General features: G+C 61.7%; 16 protein-coding genes. 9 read left to right on the top strand and 7 right to left on the bottom strand.

The genetic code is table 11. The annotated features are described in order from the left end of the window. Window positions 1-13: 13 nt before the first annotated feature. Both KUW17_RS05635 and KUW17_RS05630 read right to left on the bottom strand, forming a co-directional pair. Window positions 14-943: a NotI family restriction endonuclease gene (locus tag KUW17_RS05635; protein ID WP_222476657.1), complete on the bottom strand. Its 930-nt coding sequence runs from the start codon at window positions 941-943 to the stop codon at window positions 14-16. A 147-nt stretch (window positions 944-1,090) separates the two neighbouring features. Continuing rightward, complete coding sequence (locus KUW17_RS05630; RefSeq protein ID WP_222476655.1) at window positions 1,091-1,834, bottom strand: dCTP deaminase domain-containing protein; 744 nt, start codon at window positions 1,832-1,834, stop codon at window positions 1,091-1,093. Window positions 1,835-1,880: 46 nt separating this feature from the next. On the opposite strand from KUW17_RS05630, the gene KUW17_RS05625 reads away from it, so the two are divergent. Then, window positions 1,881-2,405, top strand: a complete 525-nt coding sequence (locus KUW17_RS05625; protein WP_222476654.1) for a deoxycytidylate deaminase — start codon at window positions 1,881-1,883, stop codon at window positions 2,403-2,405. A gap of 232 nt (window positions 2,406-2,637) precedes the next feature. Here KUW17_RS05625 and radC read toward each other — a convergent pair whose 3' ends face one another. The 3 genes from radC to dnaK form a co-directional block, all read right to left on the bottom strand. Next, window positions 2,638-3,402 (bottom strand): RadC family protein, encoded by a 765-nt coding sequence (gene radC, locus KUW17_RS05620; protein ID WP_222476653.1) that lies wholly within the window; start codon window positions 3,400-3,402, stop codon window positions 2,638-2,640. A 284-nt stretch (window positions 3,403-3,686) separates the two neighbouring features. After that, complete coding sequence (dnaJ, locus tag KUW17_RS05615) at window positions 3,687-4,844, bottom strand: molecular chaperone DnaJ (protein ID WP_222476651.1); 1,158 nt, start codon at window positions 4,842-4,844, stop codon at window positions 3,687-3,689. Between the two features lie 78 nt (window positions 4,845-4,922). After that, the gene (gene dnaK, locus KUW17_RS05610) at window positions 4,923-6,845 is read right to left on the bottom strand and encodes a molecular chaperone DnaK (RefSeq protein WP_222476648.1); all 1,923 of its coding nucleotides are present in this window, start codon (window positions 6,843-6,845) and stop codon (window positions 4,923-4,925) included. 213 nt (window positions 6,846-7,058) lie between these two features. Between dnaK and KUW17_RS05605 the strand changes: the two genes are divergently transcribed. Beyond that, entirely contained in the window at window positions 7,059-7,661 is a 603-nt protein-coding gene (locus KUW17_RS05605; protein ID WP_222476647.1) for an alpha-ketoglutarate-dependent dioxygenase AlkB family protein, read from the top strand. 71 nt (window positions 7,662-7,732) lie between these two features. Here KUW17_RS05605 and KUW17_RS05600 read toward each other — a convergent pair whose 3' ends face one another. Together KUW17_RS05600 and KUW17_RS05595 are read right to left on the bottom strand one after the other, a co-directional pair. Then, window positions 7,733-8,377, bottom strand: coding sequence for an SH3 domain-containing protein (locus KUW17_RS05600; protein ID WP_222476646.1), 645 nt, complete (start codon window positions 8,375-8,377; stop codon window positions 7,733-7,735). After that, window positions 8,374-9,195, bottom strand: a complete 822-nt coding sequence (locus KUW17_RS05595; protein ID WP_222476645.1) for an ABC transporter permease — start codon at window positions 9,193-9,195, stop codon at window positions 8,374-8,376. Before KUW17_RS05595 ends, KUW17_RS05600 begins: the two co-directional genes overlap by 4 nt. A 111-nt stretch (window positions 9,196-9,306) precedes the next feature. Here KUW17_RS05595 and cysQ point away from each other — a divergent pair, with 111 nt between their 5' ends. The 7 genes from cysQ to KUW17_RS05560 all read left to right on the top strand — a co-directional run bounded on the left by cysQ (window position 9,307) and on the right by KUW17_RS05560 (window position 16,930). Then, the gene (cysQ, locus tag KUW17_RS05590) at window positions 9,307-10,104 is read left to right on the top strand and encodes a 3'(2'),5'-bisphosphate nucleotidase CysQ (protein ID WP_222476643.1); all 798 of its coding nucleotides are present in this window, start codon (window positions 9,307-9,309) and stop codon (window positions 10,102-10,104) included. Next, window positions 10,104-10,904 carry a 3-deoxy-manno-octulosonate cytidylyltransferase gene (locus KUW17_RS05585; RefSeq protein ID WP_222476641.1) on the top strand — a complete coding sequence of 267 codons (801 nt, stop codon included), beginning with the start codon at window positions 10,104-10,106 and terminating at the stop codon, window positions 10,902-10,904. The genes cysQ and KUW17_RS05585 overlap by 1 nt, the downstream gene beginning before the upstream one ends. 181 nt (window positions 10,905-11,085) lie before the next feature. Then, window positions 11,086-11,979: a UTP--glucose-1-phosphate uridylyltransferase GalU gene (galU, locus tag KUW17_RS05580; protein ID WP_222476640.1), complete on the top strand. Its 894-nt coding sequence runs from the start codon at window positions 11,086-11,088 to the stop codon at window positions 11,977-11,979. Window positions 11,980-12,026: 47 nt separating this feature from the next. Continuing rightward, window positions 12,027-13,010 carry a UDP-glucose 4-epimerase GalE gene (gene galE, locus KUW17_RS05575; protein WP_222476639.1) on the top strand — a complete coding sequence of 328 codons (984 nt, stop codon included), beginning with the start codon at window positions 12,027-12,029 and terminating at the stop codon, window positions 13,008-13,010. A gap of 2 nt (window positions 13,011-13,012) precedes the next feature. Continuing rightward, the gene (locus tag KUW17_RS05570; protein ID WP_222476638.1) at window positions 13,013-14,053 is read left to right on the top strand and encodes a glycosyltransferase family 2 protein; all 1,041 of its coding nucleotides are present in this window, start codon (window positions 13,013-13,015) and stop codon (window positions 14,051-14,053) included. A 193-nt stretch (window positions 14,054-14,246) separates the two neighbouring features. Next, on the top strand, window positions 14,247-15,233 hold the full coding sequence (locus tag KUW17_RS05565; RefSeq protein WP_222476633.1) for a glycosyltransferase family 2 protein: 987 nt from the start codon (window positions 14,247-14,249) through the stop codon (window positions 15,231-15,233). Beyond that, complete coding sequence (locus KUW17_RS05560; RefSeq protein ID WP_222476631.1) at window positions 15,230-16,930, top strand: beta-1,6-N-acetylglucosaminyltransferase; 1,701 nt, start codon at window positions 15,230-15,232, stop codon at window positions 16,928-16,930. The genes KUW17_RS05565 and KUW17_RS05560 overlap by 4 nt, the downstream gene beginning before the upstream one ends. Window positions 16,931-16,932: the final 2 nt, after the last annotated feature.

Genomic DNA, 16,932 nt, shown 5'->3' with positions numbered 1-16,932 from the left:
TGCCTCCCGACAGTCACAGAGTGGCTTTGCGACTTAGGGCAGCAAGTTTCGCAGAGATTGTATCCTCATAGATCCCCAGAGGGGGAAGGTTTTGAGGTGAGACAAATGCAAACGCTATTTGCTCAACAGTCGTGGTGAATTCCGTTACAAGCTCAATCGGGCGTTCTGCCTCTGTCCATTCGTCTGCTAGTTGATAGGAGTGAAAAGTAACGGTACCCGGCCCTTTGGGGTACTCCAAGAGAGAGCTACCAATGCGCGTTCGAATTTTTTGTAAAACCGGATCTGGCAACACAAAAAACAGGCCATGCCGAGCTAACTTTTCTCGTCGAAGTGCATGTCCCTTGTAGATGATCTGGGGCAAGATGCGCTTAGTAACATTCTCCCAATTGAAACCTGCGTTGGTTCCACCTTCTCCCCATTTGCTTGGATGGTTTTGTTCAGCGTAGTAGCTAGTTGATGCTTTTTTATAGCTGTTTGTGGTGTCGATCGTCTGGACTTCGACAGCCACTATGGCCTCAGGTTCAAGGTCTGGCCCGATAGAAGTCAGCAAAAAATCTACTTTGAAAGACCCGGATTCTCCTTCAGCCGCTGGGGCTTTGATACCCACTTCCCCGCTATACCCCTGCCCGAACACGATGACCTCGCGTCCGCTCAACGTGCCGTTTCTACGCCTAGCCTCAGCATCTAGGTCAGTCACAAGCTCGCAATCGTCCCCGAATGCTTGTCTCGCGATGCGTCCAATCACCTCAAATTGATTACCGTACAAGCGATTTGGGCAGATGATCACGGGAGCGGATTTCGGTGCTTTCAGCGCACAAGCGCCACCGCTCCGGGCCTTTTTACATTTGTCGTCAACAAATGGGCACCAACGTCGGGAAGCAAACATTTTGCTTTCCTGAGAGAGCGGCTTAAACCCATGAAACTCTAAGACTTTTGTCGGCATGCGATGATTCCTTCCAGGCACAGGAAACTGGTCAGAGTAGGAAGCTTCAACCGGATCTAGGCGTAATTGCTTCCATTGGTCTCAAATCAGCCACAGTGAAATGTACGTTCCGCCTGACTCGCCTATTGGCTGTCGGAACTCGTCAATTTAGGGGGGGGCATTGGCCTCAATGTAGTTCTCAAGCTGGTCAACTTCTACGCGAAGCATCTGCAGTTCAGCCTCAACTTCATGGAGTTGCTCCAAGGACGCACCGCCCCAACCAGGGAGATAGGAAGGAGCGAAGGCTACAAACAATTGCAGCACAGCAAATAGGACGGCAACCACGGGGAGCCAAACTGCAAATTGATTGCGGATCCCGCGAACAGCTGTCTCTCCGGCCTCTTGTGAGATCTTCTTTGTGTCCAGGAAAGTTTTCGGGAAGAAAGCAGCCGCGTTCTTCCGCACACTGTTGATGTAGCCGTTCAGCTCATTTGGCTTTGTTCGTCTAAATTTCTCTTCAACTTCAGCATGTTCGAAGAAGGACACTCTTAGAAATTTGTCACCGATCTGAACCACATGATCGACTTTTCCGAAGTTCAGCAAAGTTGTAGCAATCGGTGCATCCCAACCTGGATCGACGATACCGACTGTAAGCGCCCAGATACCGTCTCTGGTCAGTGTGGTTTTGCAAGTTACGTGTCCCGTTACAGTCTTAGGCAGGCGAAAGACCTGCTTGGTGACGACCTGCACCATGTGCCCTGGCTTCAATATATACGGGCCTGGTATGCTTTTCCCTTCCCCGTCAATGATTTGCCCAACCGTTAGATCATAGCTTGACCCGCATTGGACTGGGTCGCCTTCTGAGAAGTATTGATTTGCTGAATTGAGGCGAAGCCCTGCTAGAAGTGTCATCGAATAACCTTTATCAAACCTCTGCCACCAGTTGGTAGGATGCAGAATGACGATCTCAAAGACCGACTTGAAGTTTTTACGTCTGAGCGATGAAGCTAGGCAACAGAGCCATGACCCGCATCGACAAGTAGGGGCGGTGATCGTGGACGATAGAGGTACCGTGCTTTCGGTTGGGGCAAATAGCCCTCCAACAGCGCTACAGCTTTCTTCTAGTGCAAGCTTCCTTGCGATAACTGACGACCCTTCCTGGAAGTACTTCATGCTGGAGCATGCGGAAAGGAACGCAATATATGACGCTCAGCGGAGGGGAGTTTCGTTGGTTGGAGCTACTATGTACTGCACGCTCTTTCCTTGCGCGGATTGCGCTCGGGCGATTGTGGCTTCGGGTATCACTAGGTTAGTAGCGCCGTCTGGTCATGGCGCCTCTAACCGTGATGACAAATGGTCAGATCACTATAGATTCGCTCGCAAAATTCTAGATGCTGCGGGCGTGATACTTGAAATGGTGCCGTACCAAGTTTCTGCTGCGGATCAAAGCAGCCAAGTAAGTTCTCAAGACATCGGAGAATGACCGAAAGTGAGTTTTGGTGCAATATTGGTGCAACACCCCATCTGTCCAGCTACAAGCAGCAGTATGACTGATGGAAACTTGTGAAGTTTTTCAATAGCAAGTTTCATGCAGAGTATGCCAATTTTTACGTGGTTTCTCGAAAGGGCTTTCTTTTAATCATTGGGTCGCAGGTTCGAATCCTGCACGGCTCACCACTTCCTCCCTGAACCGCTGATAATGACGCCAGAAACCGCTACAGGTAGCCCCGGGCGCGGAAGCTGAGTTCGGTGGATTTTCCGATGATGAGATGGTCATGCAGGGTGATTCCCAGCGCAATCAAAGCGGCCTGGATCTGATCTGTCATGCCGATGTCGCTGTCCGAGGGGGTGGGGTCGCCGGACGGATGATTATGCACCAGAATCAAGGCGCTGGCGTTGAGTTCCAGGGCGCGTTTGGCGACCTCGCGGGGGTATACGGGCACGTGGTCGACGGTGCCGCGGCCCTGTTCCTCGTCGGCGATCAGCACGTTCTTGCGGTCCAGGAACAGGATGCGGAACTGTTCGGTTTCGCGGTGGGCCATGGTGGTGTGGCAATAGTCCAGAAGGGCGTCCCAGCTGGAGATCACCTGGCGCTGAATCACCCGGGCGCGGGCCATGCGGTGGGCGGCGGCCTCCAGCACCTTGAGGTCAGTGATGACCGCGTCGCCGATGCCCGTCACTTGCGCCAGCCGTTCCGGTGGGGCTGTCACAACGCGGTTGAAATCTCCAAAGGTATCAAGCAGTTGCCGCGCCAAGGGTTTCACGTCGCGGCGCGGGATGGAGCGGAACAGGACCAGTTCCAACAGCTCGTAATCCGGCATCGCCGCGGCGCCGCCGGCCATGAAACGCTCCCGCAGGCGGGCGCGGTGGTCCTTGATGTAGGAGGGCAGGCGGCCGGGGGAGATCGGGGCCGCAGGAGCCTCCTCGCTGCCGGGGAACAGCGGCAGGGAGACGTCCTCGAATGCGGGGTCCTGTGCCATGGCGCCATGGTGCCGCCATCATGGTTGAGGAAGTGTTAATAGGTGCCGTGGCGGAGCGGCCGCAGGGCAGCAGCGGGGGGGTGACAGGCGTGCACCCCCTGTACACCCCCTGTGCACCGCCGCAGCGGGGCGTAAGGCGTTTGGGCTGTAGCCTGCGTAAAGGATGCGCAAAAGAAAAGCGCCCCGGATTGGGGCGCTTTTGATCGAGGCGTTTTAGGCTAGTGGCCGGGGCTCCGCCCGTTCGCAAGCGAAACGCTCCCCCGGAGCGTTTCCGGGGAGCTTGCTCACCCCTTCATCCCGTCCCAGAAGCTTTTCACCGAAGAGAAGAAGCTGCGGGATTCGGGGTTGGTGTTCTCCTCGGAGATCTCCTCAAACTCGCGCAGAAGCTCCTTCTGGCGGGCGGTGAGGTTCATCGGGGTTTCCACCGCCAGTTCGATGAACATGTCGCCGGTGGCACCGCCGCGCAGCGCCGGCATGCCTTTGCCGCGCAGGCGCATCTGGCGGCCGGACTGGCTGCCCTCGGGGATCTGCACCCGGCCGCGGCCGCCGTCGATGGTCGGCACCTCGATGGAGCCGCCAAGCGCCGCCTTGGCCATGCTGACCGGCACCCGGCAGTAAAGGTTGTTGCCGTCACGCTCGAACAGCTTGTGCGGCGAGACCTCGACAAAGATGTAGAGATCGCCCGGAGGGCCGCCGCGCAGGCCGGCTTCGCCTTCGCCTGCCAAGCGGATGCGGGTGCCGGTTTCCACGCCTGCCGGAATGTTCACGGACAGCGAGCGGTCTTTCTCTACCCGGCCGTGGCCGTGGCAGGATTTGCACGGGTTCTTGATGATCTGGCCCAGGCCCGAACAGGTCGGGCAGGTGCGTTCAACGGTAAAGAAACCCTGCTGCGCGCGGACCTTGCCCATGCCGGAGCAAGTCGGGCAGGTGGTGGGTTCCACGCCGCCTTCGGCGCCGGTGCCCTCGCAGGAGGTGCAGGAGACCGAGGCCGGCACTTTGATGGTCTTGTGCAGGCCGCCAAAGGCTTCCTCCAGCGAGACGCGCAGGTTGTAGCGCAGGTCGGCGCCGCGGGAAGCCCGCTGGCGTCCGCCGGCACCGCCGCGCTGGCCGCCCATGAAGTCGCCGAACAGGTCGTCGAACACGTCGGAGAAGGCGGAAGAGAAATCGCCGCCGCCAAAGCCCTGGCCGCCGCCGCGCTGGCCGCCGCCCATGCCGTTTTCAAAGGCGGCATGGCCAAAGCGGTCGTAGGCTGCCTTCTTGTCGGCGTCCTTCAGGACGTCATAGGCCTCGTTGGCCTCCTTGAACTGCGCCTCGGCGTCCGGATTGTCCTTGTTCCGGTCGGGGTGCAGTTCCTTGGCTTTCTTGCGGAAGCCTTTTTTGATTTCGTCTGCGCTGGCGCCTTTGGCCACGCCCAGAACGTCGTAATAGTCACGTTTTGACATCGGTTACCCCATCTGCCTCAACGAAAATGGGCCGGTCCGGGGTTCGGACCGGCCCGCCTTGGCCTGAGTGGTCAGGCGTTAGCGCTTGTCGTCGTCCAGGTCTTCGAATTCGGCGTCAACGATGTCGTCATCGCCGGGGCCTGCGGTCTCATCTGCGGCTGCGGGCTCATCGTCGCCGCCTTCTTCAGCCTGCGCCTTGTAGATCGCCTCGCCCAGCTTCATGGCGGCCTCAGTGACGTTCTGGATGCCGGATTTGATCTTCTCGGCGGTCGATTTCTCGTTTTCCAGATCGTCCTTCAGCGCGGCCACGGCCAGCTCGATCACCTCGACGGTGGACGGGTCGACCTTGTCGCCATGCTCTTCCACCGATTTCTCGGTCGAGTGGATCAGCGATTCGGCCTGGTTCTTGGCTTCGATCAGCTCGCGGCGTTCCTTGTCCGCCTCGGCGTTGTCCTCGGCGTCCTTGACCATCTTTTCGATGTCCTCGTCGGAGAGGCCGCCCGATGCCTGGATGGTGATCTGCTGTTCCTTGCCGGTCGCCTTGTCCTTGGCGCCGACCGACACGATGCCGTTGGCGTCGATGTCGAAGGTCACTTCGATCTGCGGCATGCCGCGCGGTGCCGGCGGGATTTCCTCGAGGTTGAACTGGCCGAGCATCTTGTTGTCGGCAGCCATTTCACGCTCGCCCTGGAACACGCGGATGGTCACGGCGTTCTGGTTGTCTTCCGCGGTCGAGAACACCTGGCTCTTCTTGGTCGGGATGGTGGTGTTGCGGTCGATCAGGCGGGTGAACACGCCGCCCAGGGTTTCAATGCCCAGCGACAGCGGGGTCACGTCGAGCAGCACCACGTCCTTGACGTCGCCCTGCAGAACGCCGGCCTGGATGGCGGCGCCCATGGCAACCACTTCGTCCGGGTTCACACCCTTGTGCGGCTCCTTGCCGAAGAACTTGGAGACCTCTTCGATGACTTTCGGCATCCGGGTCATACCGCCGACCAGAACCACCTCGTCAATGTCGGAGGCGGACAGGCCTGCGTCCTTGAGGGCCGCCTTGCACGGATCCATCGAACGCTTGATCAGGTCGGAGACCAGGCTTTCCAGCTTGGCGCGGGTCAGCTTCATCACCATGTGCAGCGGCTGGCCCGAGGACGGGTCCATCGAGATGAACGGCTGGTTGATCTCGGTCTGCGAGGTGGAGGACAGCTCGATCTTGGCTTTTTCAGCGGCTTCTTTCAGGCGCTGCAGGGCCATCTTGTCCTTGGACAGATCGACGCCGTTTTCCTTTTTGAACTCATCCGCCAGGTAGTTGACGATGCGCATGTCGAAGTCTTCGCCGCCCAGGAAGGTGTCGCCGTTGGTCGACTTCACTTCGAACAGGCCGTCGTCGATTTCCAGGATGGTCACGTCGAAGGTGCCGCCGCCGAGGTCATAGACGGCGATGGTCTGGGTGTTTTCCTTGTCGAGGCCGTAGGCCAGCGCAGCCGCGGTCGGCTCGTTGATGATGCGCAGCACTTCGAGGCCGGCGATCTTGCCGGCGTCTTTGGTGGCCTGACGCTGGGCGTCGTTGAAGTAGGCCGGCACGGTGATCACCGCCTGGGTGACTTCCTCGCCCAGGTAGGATTCCGCGGTTTCCTTCATCTTGCCCAGGGTGAAGGCGGAGATTTGCGACGGGGAGTATTTCTCACCCTTGGCTTCGACCCATGCGTCGCCGTTGCCGCCGTTCACGATGGAGAACGGCACCATTTTCTTGTCCTTGGCGACGGCCGCGTCGTCGAACCGGCGGCCGATCAGGCGCTTGACGCCGAAGATGGTGTTGTCGGGGTTGGTCACCGCCTGGCGTTTGGCCGGCTGGCCGACCAGCCGCTCGTCGTCGGTGAAGGCGACGATCGACGGGGTGGTGCGGGCGCCCTCGGCGTTCTCGATCACGCGGGGCTGGGAGCCGTCCATAATGGCCACGCAGGAGTTGGTGGTGCCCAGGTCGATTCCGATAACTTTGCTCATTTTCGATCCCTTTTTACTACTCAAGGCGATTACCCGAGGCCTGAACCCGTTGCGGCATCCCGGCCCCGATTGATTTGCGGTTTGGTCTGCACCTTGCCGCGTCCCGGCGTATATAGGGACGTGAAATCGGCCCTGCAAGCGCTCAGGCACGCCCGCGGGCGTGAATCAATGCGGTTTTTTGCAAGGGTTGCAGTTAAGGATGGATGAACGGCAATGACCCTTTTGCGGGTGCGCGGATTCGATGTTCACAAGGGGTATCTGGACCCGGGCAAACAGGCGGCGCTGATCGAGAGCTTGCGGCCGGTGCTGAAGGCGGCGCCCTTGTTCTCGCCAAAGGTGCCGGGCGGCGGGCAGATGTCGGTGCGGATGACCTCGGCCGGGCGGTTCGGGTGGTACTCGGATGCCAAGGGCTACCGTTACGCCGAGGCGCACCCTTCGGGCCGCGCCTGGCCTGAGATCCCGGGCGAGGTGCTGCAGATCTGGGATGCGCTGACCGGCCTGGAGCGGCAGCCGGAATGCTGCCTGCTCAATTACTACGGCGAGGGCGCCCGGATGGGGCTGCACCAGGACAAGGACGAGGCGGATTTTTCCTATCCTGTGGTGTCGGTCTCCCTGGGCGATGACGGGCTGTTCCGGATCGGCAACCGGACCCGCGGCGGCAAGACGGAATCGGTCTGGCTGAGCTCGGGCGATGTGGTGGTTATGGGCGGCGAGGCGCGGCTCACCTATCACGGGGTGGACCGGATCCGCTTCAAATCCTCGCGGCTGCTGCCCAAGGGCGGGCGGATCAACCTGACGCTGCGGGTGGTGACGTGATGCCGGCGGGGCAAAAGCTTTAAGGAAAGCTTTTGCCAAGACTTTTGCTGAAAAGTCTTGGGGCCGGCCGCCTAGGGCACCAGCGAGCAGCAGCCGGTCAGCAGGTCCATCTTGCCAGCGCCGCGCAGGTGCAGCAGGTCGATTGCGATGCCGTAGGTCCGGTCCGACATGCCGTCCGAACATTGCCCTGCGGTGAGGGTGCCGAAGATGCCGGCCGGCTCCGGCCCGGACAGCCCGCTGCCTGTCTGGCCGGCGGCATAGAAGCCGGACTTGCCGCTGCGGCCCGCCGCGGGCTCCCGTGCCTGCAGGGTAAAGGCGGTGCCGGGCCTGTCCGGGGTGGAAAGGATTGGAGTTTCGTCCAGACTGAGGGACCAGAATGGTTCGGTTCCGAAACAGTCCAAAGGCTGATCCTGCCGCCTGTGCCAATCCGAACTGGCTTCCAGGTCAAGAAACCGCAGCGCGGCCCAGCCGGAGCGCTCGCCGATGTTGACCAGCCCCCATTTGCCGCTGTCATCTGCCAGCACCACCTCGACCCCGGTCTGGTCAGGCGCCAGGCTGCCAATGATTTCTGCACCTGCCGACGGGGCGCTGCGGACATTCAGCACGTCGTCAGCTGCCACGCCGGCAACGGAATAAAGTGCCGGAAACTCCTGCGCCGCTGCCGGCAGGGCCGCGCAGGCCAGCCAGAGGAGGGCAGCAGCGACGCGTTTCCTCACCGCCGCGCGCTCCAGCTGAGGGAGACCTGGCGGCGGGTGTAGAATTCGCCCATCAGGCCGACGACGATCAGCACCAGCGCGATCCATGCGGCATACTGCCAGGAGCTGAAATGCGGGTTGTAGTTGATGAACACGTACCCCCGCGACTGATCAATGCAGTGAAACAGCGGGTTCCAGTCGAACATGGCGAGCATGAAGCTGGGCAGCGTGTTGGCCAGGAACATCTTGCCCGAAGCGATCATGTTGGCGCGCTGGTAGATCATCGTCAGGATGCCGACAAAGCTGGGCGCCCAGGGTTTCAGCACCAGGAACACCAACCCCACACCGGCGCCTGTTATCCACGCCAGCAGAACCATGCCGAAGGCGGGAACCGGCTCCTCGATATGCAGGGGGGTGAAGGCGACATGGTAGACAAACAGAATGGTGAACAGCGACAGCACCTGAATGTACAGCGCGCCGATTGCCGCCGACAGAATGGCGACCATCGTGTTCATCGGCGCGTGCTGCATCATCGGGCTGCTGGGCCCTTCGGCGCCGGAAACCGCGCTGACGGTCTTGGTGTGCACCATGAAGAGGAAGACGCCGGACATCACGTAGAGCAGGAAGTCGCCGCGGATGGCGGAGCCGCGCATGCCCAGCACCGCAAACATCACATAGAAGGCCAGGACGAACAGAACCGTCTGCAGCAGGTTCAGGCCAAGCGCGATAAAGGCGTTGTTGTGCTTGGAGCGGACACTGCGCACGACGGAATGGAACACCACCTCGGACAAGGTGAAGAATCCGGACATCCGCGAAGGCTGGGTGCGCTGCTGAAACATGAACCTGCGTTCTCTGCTCGAATGTGATGCGGCTGCTTGCCGTTCTGCTGTCCGGGCATCATAAGGGGCAAGAGGCAAATTTTCAATTAAACCCGTGTTGGGGAGATGCGTGTGACCTATGACGACCTGGTGCCCGTGATCCGCCGCCTGGCCATTGAGGCCGGTGCGAAGATCATGGAAATCTACAACTCCGACGATTTCGACGTGAAGGTGAAATCCGACGACAGCCCGGTAACCGAAGCGGATGAGGCGGCGGATGCGCTGATCTCGGCAGGGCTGCGGGCGGCGTTTCCGGACATGATGCTGGTCACCGAGGAGCAAGCTGCGTCGCACAAGGAGCGCGGCGACACCTTCCTGATCGTCGATCCGCTGGACGGCACCAAGGAATTCATCCACCGCCGCGGCGATTTCACCGTCAATATCGCGCTGGTGGAGAAGGGCGTGCCGACCCGCGGCGTGGTTTATGCGCCTGCGCGGCAGCGGATGTTCTTTACCCTGGCCGATGGCAGCGCGGTCGAGGAGACCGGCGCCTTTGATCCGGAGACCATCGGCGAAACCCGCGCGATCCGGGTTGCGGACAGCGACAATTCCGCGCTGATGGTGGTGGCGTCGAAGTCGCACCGCGATCAGGCCACCGACGACTACATCGGCAAGTACAATGTGAAGGACAGCAAGAGCGCCGGCTCCTCGCTGAAGTTCTGCCTGGTGGCCACCGGCGAGGCGGACATCTACCCGCGCGTCGGCCGCACCATGGAGTGGGACACTGCCGCAGGCCATGCGGTGCTGGCGGGCGCGGGCGGCAAGGTGGTGCGTTTTGACGATCACACCCCGCTCGCCTACGGTAAAGAGGGCTATGCGAACCCGTTCTTTATTGCCTATGCCCCGGCCGTGGAACTGAAGGAAGCCTGATGTCCGTTCTGATCGTCATCCCCGCCCGCTATGCCTCCACCCGCTATCCCGGCAAGCCGCTGGTGCCGCTGACCGGAGCCAGCGGCGAGAAACGCTCGCTGGTCGAACGCTCCTGGCGGGCGGCCTGTTCGGTGCAGGGTGTGGACCGGGTGGTTGTGGCGACGGATGACGACCGGATCAGGGAGGCGGCGGAGGCGTTCGGCGCCGAAGTGGTGATGACCTCGGAGTCTTGCGCCAATGGCACCGAGCGCTGCGCCGAGGCGCATGCCGCGCTGGGCGGCGGCTATGAGATCGTGGTGAATCTTCAGGGCGACGCGCCGCTGACCCCGCATTGGTTTGTCGAGGATCTGGTCGCAGGGCTGCGGGCGGCTCCCGGCATGGGGCTGGCAACACCGGTGCTGTGCTGCAACGGCGAGACGCTGAACAGCCTGCTGGCGGACCGCAAGGCCGGCCGGGTCGGCGGCACCACCGCGGTATTTGCCGCGGACCACAGTGCGCTCTACTTCTCCAAGGAGGTGGTGCCTTATTGCGGTCAGGTATACGGGGATGGCGAAAACACGCCGGTCTTTCATCATGTCGGAGTCTATGCCTACCGTCCGGATGCCTTGGCAGCGTATTCTGGCTGGGATACAGGGCCGCTGGAACGGCTCGAAGGGCTGGAGCAGCTGCGGTTTCTGGAAAACGGGCGCAAGGTGCTGTGTGTTGAGGTTGACGCGCGCGGGCGCGAATTCTGGGAGCTGAACAACCCGGAAGATGTGCCGCGCCTGGAGGCCATGATGAAGAAAATGGGGCACGAGTGACTGGAGTATGGTAATGAAGTCAGACATGCGCACGCGTAAGTTGCGTATTGGTGCTGCCGGGCGGCAGCAGACAGCCGCAGCAGCTTTTGCTGGAGACCGCCGGGCGTGAGATGCGCCTGCGCCCCGCGGCAAAAACGGGCATCAACCGCCGCCCCGGGAATTTGAGTGCAGAGAGAACGACATGCGTAAAAAAGTAACCAAAGCGATTTTTCCGGTTGCAGGCTTGGGAACCCGGTTCCTGCCGGCAACCAAATCGGTTCCCAAGGAAATCATGACCCTGGTCGACCGGCCGCTGGTGCAATATGCCATCGACGAGGCGCGCGCTGCCGGGATCAAGGAGTTCATCTTTGTAACCTCCCGCGGCAAAGGCGCGCTGGAGGATTACTTTGACCACTCGCCGGTTCTGGAGCAGGAGCTGCGCAAGAAGGGCAAGGACGATCTGCTGGAGATCCTGAAGAGCACGGATATGGAATCCGGCGCCATTGCCTATATCCGCCAGCACAAGGCGCTGGGCCTGGGCCATGCGGTCTGGTGCGCCCGCCGCCTGATTGCCAATGAGCCCTTTGCCGTGATTCTGCCGGATGACGTGATCGCGGCGGAAACGCCCTGCCTGAAGCAGATGGTCGAGGCCTATGAGGAAACCGGCGGCAACATGGTTGCGGCGATGGAAGTTCCGCGGGAGAAGACCTCGTCTTACGGTGTGCTTGATGTGAAAGAGGACATGGGCCAGGTGGTTGCTGCCAATGGCATGGTGGAGAAGCCCAAGATGGAGGACGCGCCGTCGAACCTGGCGGTGATCGGCCGCTATATCCTGGCGCCCTCGGTTCTGAAGAACCTCAACAAGATGAAGCAGGGTGCAGGCGGCGAGATCCAGCTGACCGATGCAATTGCCGAGGATATTGCCCAGGACGTGCCGGTTTACGGATACCGTTTCAACGGCCAGCGGTTCGACTGCGGATCCAAGGCCGGCTTTCTGCAGGCGACCGTGGCCTTTGCGCTGGCGCGGGATGAGCTGCGGGACGACCTGATGAGCTATATCACCGAGATCGCGCAGGTCGGCAAGGCCGCGCAATAACCACTGTGGCCGCCCGTTGCGGGGCGGCCCAGCATGGGGCAGAGACAGTGACCAACATCCTCGTGACCGGCGGTGCCGGATATATCGGCTCGCACGCTTGCAAGGCGTTGAAGGCGGCGGGCTATACGCCCGTGACCTATGACAACCTGGTGACCGGCTGGCAGGATGCGGTAAAATTCGGTCCGTTCGAGAAAGGCGACCTGAACGACCGGGCGCGGCTGGATGAGGTGTTTGCCAGATACCAGCCGGCCGCGGTGATGCATTTTGCGGCGCTCAGCCAGGTTGGTGACGCGATGAACGAGCCAGGGCTTTACTGGGCCAACAACACCGGCGGGTCGCTGAACCTGGTCGAGGCCGCGGTGGCCGCGGGCTGCCTGGACTTAGTGTTCTCCTCGACCTGTGCCACCTACGGCGAGCACGACAACGTGGTGCTGGATGAAAACACGCCGCAGCTGCCGCTGAACGCCTACGGCGCCTCCAAGCGCGCGGTGGAGGACATCCTCAAGGATTTCGGTGCCGCGCACGGGCTGCGGTCGGTGATCTTCCGCTATTTCAACGTGGCGGGTGCTGATCCTGAGGCAGAGGTGGGCGAATTCCACCGGCCCGAGACCCATCTGGTGCCGCTGGTGCTGGATGCGATTGCCGGAAAGCGCGATGCGCTGACCATCTTCGGCACCGATTACGACACGCCGGACGGCACCTGCATCCGCGACTATGTGCATGTCTGCGACCTGGTGGATGCCCATGTGCTGGGCCTGAAATGGCTGGAGGACGGCAAAGGAAGCCGGGTGTTCAACCTGGGCACCGGCAGCGGCTTCTCTGTGTGCGAGGTGATGAACAAGGCTGAGGCTGTCACCGGGAAGGCCGTGCCCTGCAATATCGGCCCGCGCCGTGCGGGCGATTGCACCAAGCTGGTGTCGGGGTCTACCCGCGCTGTCACTGAGCTGGGCTGGGAGCCGCGCCGGTCCGCGCTGGAATCCATGATCGCCGATGCCTGGAAGTGGCACAAGACTGGCCGCTACGAGGCCTGACAATGGCAAAACCTGCCGCCCCTGACCTGCCTCCTCTGGGCCTGACCGGGGCCTACAGGATGCGGTGGAAGCGGCGGCGGATGCTGTGGCGTGCGCTGCGCGCCCGCCGACAGATGCAGAAAGTGGCCGACCGCACCCGGCAGATTCCCGGGACCGGCGTTCTGGTCTTTGCCGTGCTGCGCAACGAGATCACCCGGCTGCCCTATTTCCTGAAGCACTACCGGCAGTTGGGGGCCGCGCATTTCCTGATGGTCGACAATGGCAGCGATGACGGCAGTGCAGAACTGCTTGCCGATCAGCCGGATGTCTCCTTGTGGCGAACAGAGGCCGGCTACCGGGACTCGCGCTTCGGTCTCGACTGGCTGGGCTGGCTGCTGATCCGCCACGGCCACGGGCGCTGGTGTCTGACGGTGGATGCGGATGAGCTGCTGGTCTATTCCGGCATGGAGACCCACGGGCTGGACGATCTGACCAGCATGCTGGAGCAGCGCGGGCGCGCCGGGTTTGGTGCGCTGATGCTGGACCTTTATCCCAAGGGGCCGCTGGGCGCACAGGCCTGCGCGCCGGGTCAGGATCCTTCGGAAGTGCTGCAGTGGTTTGATGCCGGCCCCTACCGGGCGGTGCGGCAGCCGCCGCAGGGCAACCTGTGGGTCCAGGGCGGCATGCGCGAAAGGGTGTTCTTTCAGGACCAGCCAAAACGTTCGCCAACCTTGAACAAGCTGCCTCTGGTGCGCTGGAACCGGCGCTATGCATATATCAATTCCACCCATTCCATGCTGCCGCCCCGTATGAATGCGCTTTACAGCGGGCCGGGCGGGACAGAACCCTCGGGGGTGCTGCTGCATACGAAATTCCTGCCGGAGATTGTTTCCAAATCCGCGACAGAGAAGCAGCGGCAGCAGCATTTCCATATGCCGCAGCAGTTTGACGGCTATTACGACCGGATCACTGACGCGCCGGATCTGTGGCATGAGGGATCTGTCCGCTACCGCGGTCCGGACCAGCTGGCGGAATTGGGATTGATGACCCCGCTTGCCTGGTGACCGGAGCGGCAGGCGGCGGGCACTGTTGCAGCCGCGCCGTTCGCCCGCGTAACTGTTTCTAAATCCATTGTTAATACACTGCGTGCGTGACATATTGCGCGGAAACTTGCCGTCGGCCGGGGGATTAAGGCAGGCAGGCGCGCTCCTTGGAAAATGGTTTGGAGTAGACGTGGGGCTTTGGGATTCTTACCGGATGCGGTTGCGGCGCAAACGGCGTCTTGTCCGCGCCGTGCGCAAATCCGGTGAGCTGACACCCGTGCAGGACCATACCGGGGCAATCCGGCCGGATGACATCCTGCTGGTCTGCACCATGCGCAATGAGCAGATCCGGCTGCCCTATTTCCTGCAGTACTACCGCAGCATGGGCATCAATCATTTCCTGTTCGTGGACAATGGCTCAACCGATGGCACCGCCGCCTACCTGAGCGGAATGGAGGATGTCTCGCTGTGGCACACCGCTGCCAGCTACAAGCGCGCCGGGTACGGCATCGACTGGATGAACTACCTGAAGCGCAAATACGCGCACGGGCACTGGGTGCTGGTGGTCGATCCGGATGAGTTTTTCATCTACCCGTTCTGCGACACCCGGCCGATCCGGGCGCTGACCGACTGGCTGGACAATTCGGCAATCCGCAGCTTCTCGGCGATGCTGCTGGACGTCTATCCCAAGGGCCGGGTCGGCGAGGTGCCTTACCAGGCCGGGCAGAACCCGCTGGAGATCGCCCATTGGTTCGACAGCGGCAATTACACCATCAGCCGCAACCCGGAATACGGCAACCTGTGGATCCAGGGCGGGCCGCGGGCGAGGGTGTTCTTTGCCGACCAGCCCCGGAAAGCGCCGGCGCTGAACAAGATCCCGCTGGTCAAATGGCACCGGCGCTACGCCTATGCCAGCTCCACCCATGCGCTGCTGCCGCGCGGGCTGAACCAAGTCTATGAAACCAATGGCGGCGAAAAGGCGAGCGGCGCGCTGCTGCACACCAAGTTCCTGGACACCTTCACGGCCAAGGCCGAGGAGGAGCTGCAGCGCGGCCAGCATTACGGCGGCTCGGTCGAGTACAGGGCCTATGCCGGCAAGCTGGCGGAGCAGCCGGAGCTGTGGTGCAAGTGGAGCGAGAAATACATCAACTGGCGCCAGCTGGAGATCCTGGGGCTGATGTCCAAGGGGAACTGGGCATGAGCACGGTCGGGGTAGTCATGCTGGTGCACACGGCGCTGGAGCGGGCGGCGCAGGTGGTGCGCCACTGGACCGCCAGCGGCTGCCCTGTGGTGCTGCATGTGGACCGCAAGGTCCGGCGCGACGCCTTTGACCGCTTCCGCCAGTCGCTGGATGGCAACCCGCTGGTGCGGTTTTCCGCCCGCCACCGCTGCGAATGGGGCACCTGGGGCATCGTTGCCGCCTCGCAATCGGCGGCGGAAGTGATGCTGGCGGAGTTTCCGGATGTGCGCCACGTCTACCTGGCCTCGGGCTCCTGCCTGCCGCTCAGGCCGGTGCAGGAACTGGCGGATTACCTGGCCGCGCGGCCGGACACCGATTTCATCGAAAGCGCAACCACCGCGGATGTGCCCTGGATTGTCGGCGGCCTCAGCCATGAACGTTTCACTTTGCGGTTCCCGTTCTCGTGGAAAAAGCGCCGCTACCTGTTCGACCGCTATGTGGACCTGCAGCGCAAGCTGCGGATCAAGCGGCGGATCCCGGCCGGGCTGGTGCCGCACATGGGCAGCCAGTGGTGGTGCCTGACCCGCAAGACCCTGTCGGCGATCCTGGAGGACCCGGAGCGCCCAGTCTATGACGCCTATTTCCGCAAGGTCTGGATCCCGGACGAAAGCTACTTCCAGACCCTGGCGCGGCAGTATTCCGGCAACATCGAGAGCCGATCGCTGACACTGAGCAAGTTCGACTTCCAGGGCAAGCCGCATATTTTCTACGACGACCACCTGCAGCTGTTGCGCCGGTCTGATTGCTTTGTCGCGCGCAAGATCTGGCCGCATGCGGAGCGGCTTTATCAGGCGTTCCTGACCGATCCCGCCGGGGCGATGAAACGGACCGAGCCGAACCCCGGCAAGATCGACCGGATCTTTGCCAAGGCGGTTGAGCGGCGCACCCGCGGCCGGGCGGGCCTCTATATGCAAAGCCGCTTTCCCGGCCACGGCTCGGAGAACGGTGTCACCTCCAACCCCTATTCGGTGTTCCAGGGCTTTACCGAGCTGTTCGAGGATTTCGAGACCTGGCTGGGCAGGACAACAGGGGCCAGGGTGCATGGCCATCTTTTTGCGCCGGAGGGCGCGGCGTTCTCCGAAGGGCAGAGCCTGATCAACGGCTGTCTCAACGCCAGTGCCGGCATGCGCGACTACAATCCGGAAAGTTTCCTGACCAGCCTGATCTGGAACACCCGCGGCGAGCGGCAGTGCTTTCAGTACGGGCCGCGCGCCAACCAGGCGGTGAACTGGCTGATGGCGCGGGATTCCAACGCGCAGATCTCAGTCATCAGCGGCGCCTGGGCAATCCCGCTGTTCAAATCCAGCGGCAGCTTTGCCGAGCTGCGCCAGGAGGCCGCCAGGCTGCAGCAGCGGGAGGCCGAGCAGCTACAGATCCTGCGCTCGCAATGGACCAAGGCGCGGGTGCGGATCTGGACCATGGCGGAGTTTGTCGAGGCGCCGATGGAGCCCTTGCAGACCATTATCGACGAAATCGGCCCGCTGGCCGTGCGGCACCTGAGCGAAGCGCCCAGGATGACCGATCTTGAAGGCTTCGGGCAGTTCCTGCAGAATCTGAAGAACCAGGGCATGCATCCCTATCTGATGGGGGATTTCCCGGTGGAGCATAGCCCTGCCAGCCCGGCCAAGCCGCAGCGCAAACCTTATCTGGTGCGATAAAC

The organism is Leisingera aquaemixtae, assembly GCF_019801145.1.
Classification (GTDB): Bacteria; Pseudomonadota; Alphaproteobacteria; order Rhodobacterales; family Rhodobacteraceae; genus Leisingera; species Leisingera aquaemixtae_A.
This window is presented reverse-complemented; position numbering and strand designations above follow the sequence as displayed.

Excerpts from the sequence above, each read along its gene's own strand:
- dnaK (WP_222476648.1), bottom strand. The coding sequence starts at position 6,845 with ATGAGCAAAGTTATCGGAATCGACCTGGGCACCACCAACTCCTGCGTG.
- KUW17_RS05560 (WP_222476631.1), top strand. The coding sequence starts at position 15,230 with ATGAGCACGGTCGGGGTAGTCATGCTGGTGCACACGGCGCTGGAGCGG.
- KUW17_RS05570 (WP_222476638.1), top strand. The coding sequence starts at position 13,013 with ATGGCAAAACCTGCCGCCCCTGACCTGCCTCCTCTGGGCCTGACCGGG.
- KUW17_RS05585 (WP_222476641.1), top strand. The coding sequence starts at position 10,104 with ATGTCCGTTCTGATCGTCATCCCCGCCCGCTATGCCTCCACCCGCTAT.
- KUW17_RS05595 (WP_222476645.1), bottom strand. The coding sequence starts at position 9,195 with ATGTTTCAGCAGCGCACCCAGCCTTCGCGGATGTCCGGATTCTTCACC.
- dnaJ (WP_222476651.1), bottom strand. The coding sequence starts at position 4,844 with ATGTCAAAACGTGACTATTACGACGTTCTGGGCGTGGCCAAAGGCGCC.
- galU (WP_222476640.1), top strand. The coding sequence starts at position 11,086 with ATGCGTAAAAAAGTAACCAAAGCGATTTTTCCGGTTGCAGGCTTGGGA.
- KUW17_RS05635 (WP_222476657.1), bottom strand. The coding sequence starts at position 943 with ATGCCGACAAAAGTCTTAGAGTTTCATGGGTTTAAGCCGCTCTCTCAG.
- KUW17_RS05625 (WP_222476654.1), top strand. The coding sequence starts at position 1,881 with ATGACGATCTCAAAGACCGACTTGAAGTTTTTACGTCTGAGCGATGAA.
- KUW17_RS05565 (WP_222476633.1), top strand. The coding sequence starts at position 14,247 with ATGCGGTTGCGGCGCAAACGGCGTCTTGTCCGCGCCGTGCGCAAATCC.
- KUW17_RS05605 (WP_222476647.1), top strand. The coding sequence starts at position 7,059 with ATGACCCTTTTGCGGGTGCGCGGATTCGATGTTCACAAGGGGTATCTG.
- KUW17_RS05630 (WP_222476655.1), bottom strand. The coding sequence starts at position 1,834 with ATGACACTTCTAGCAGGGCTTCGCCTCAATTCAGCAAATCAATACTTC.
- radC (WP_222476653.1), bottom strand. The coding sequence starts at position 3,402 with ATGGCACAGGACCCCGCATTCGAGGACGTCTCCCTGCCGCTGTTCCCC.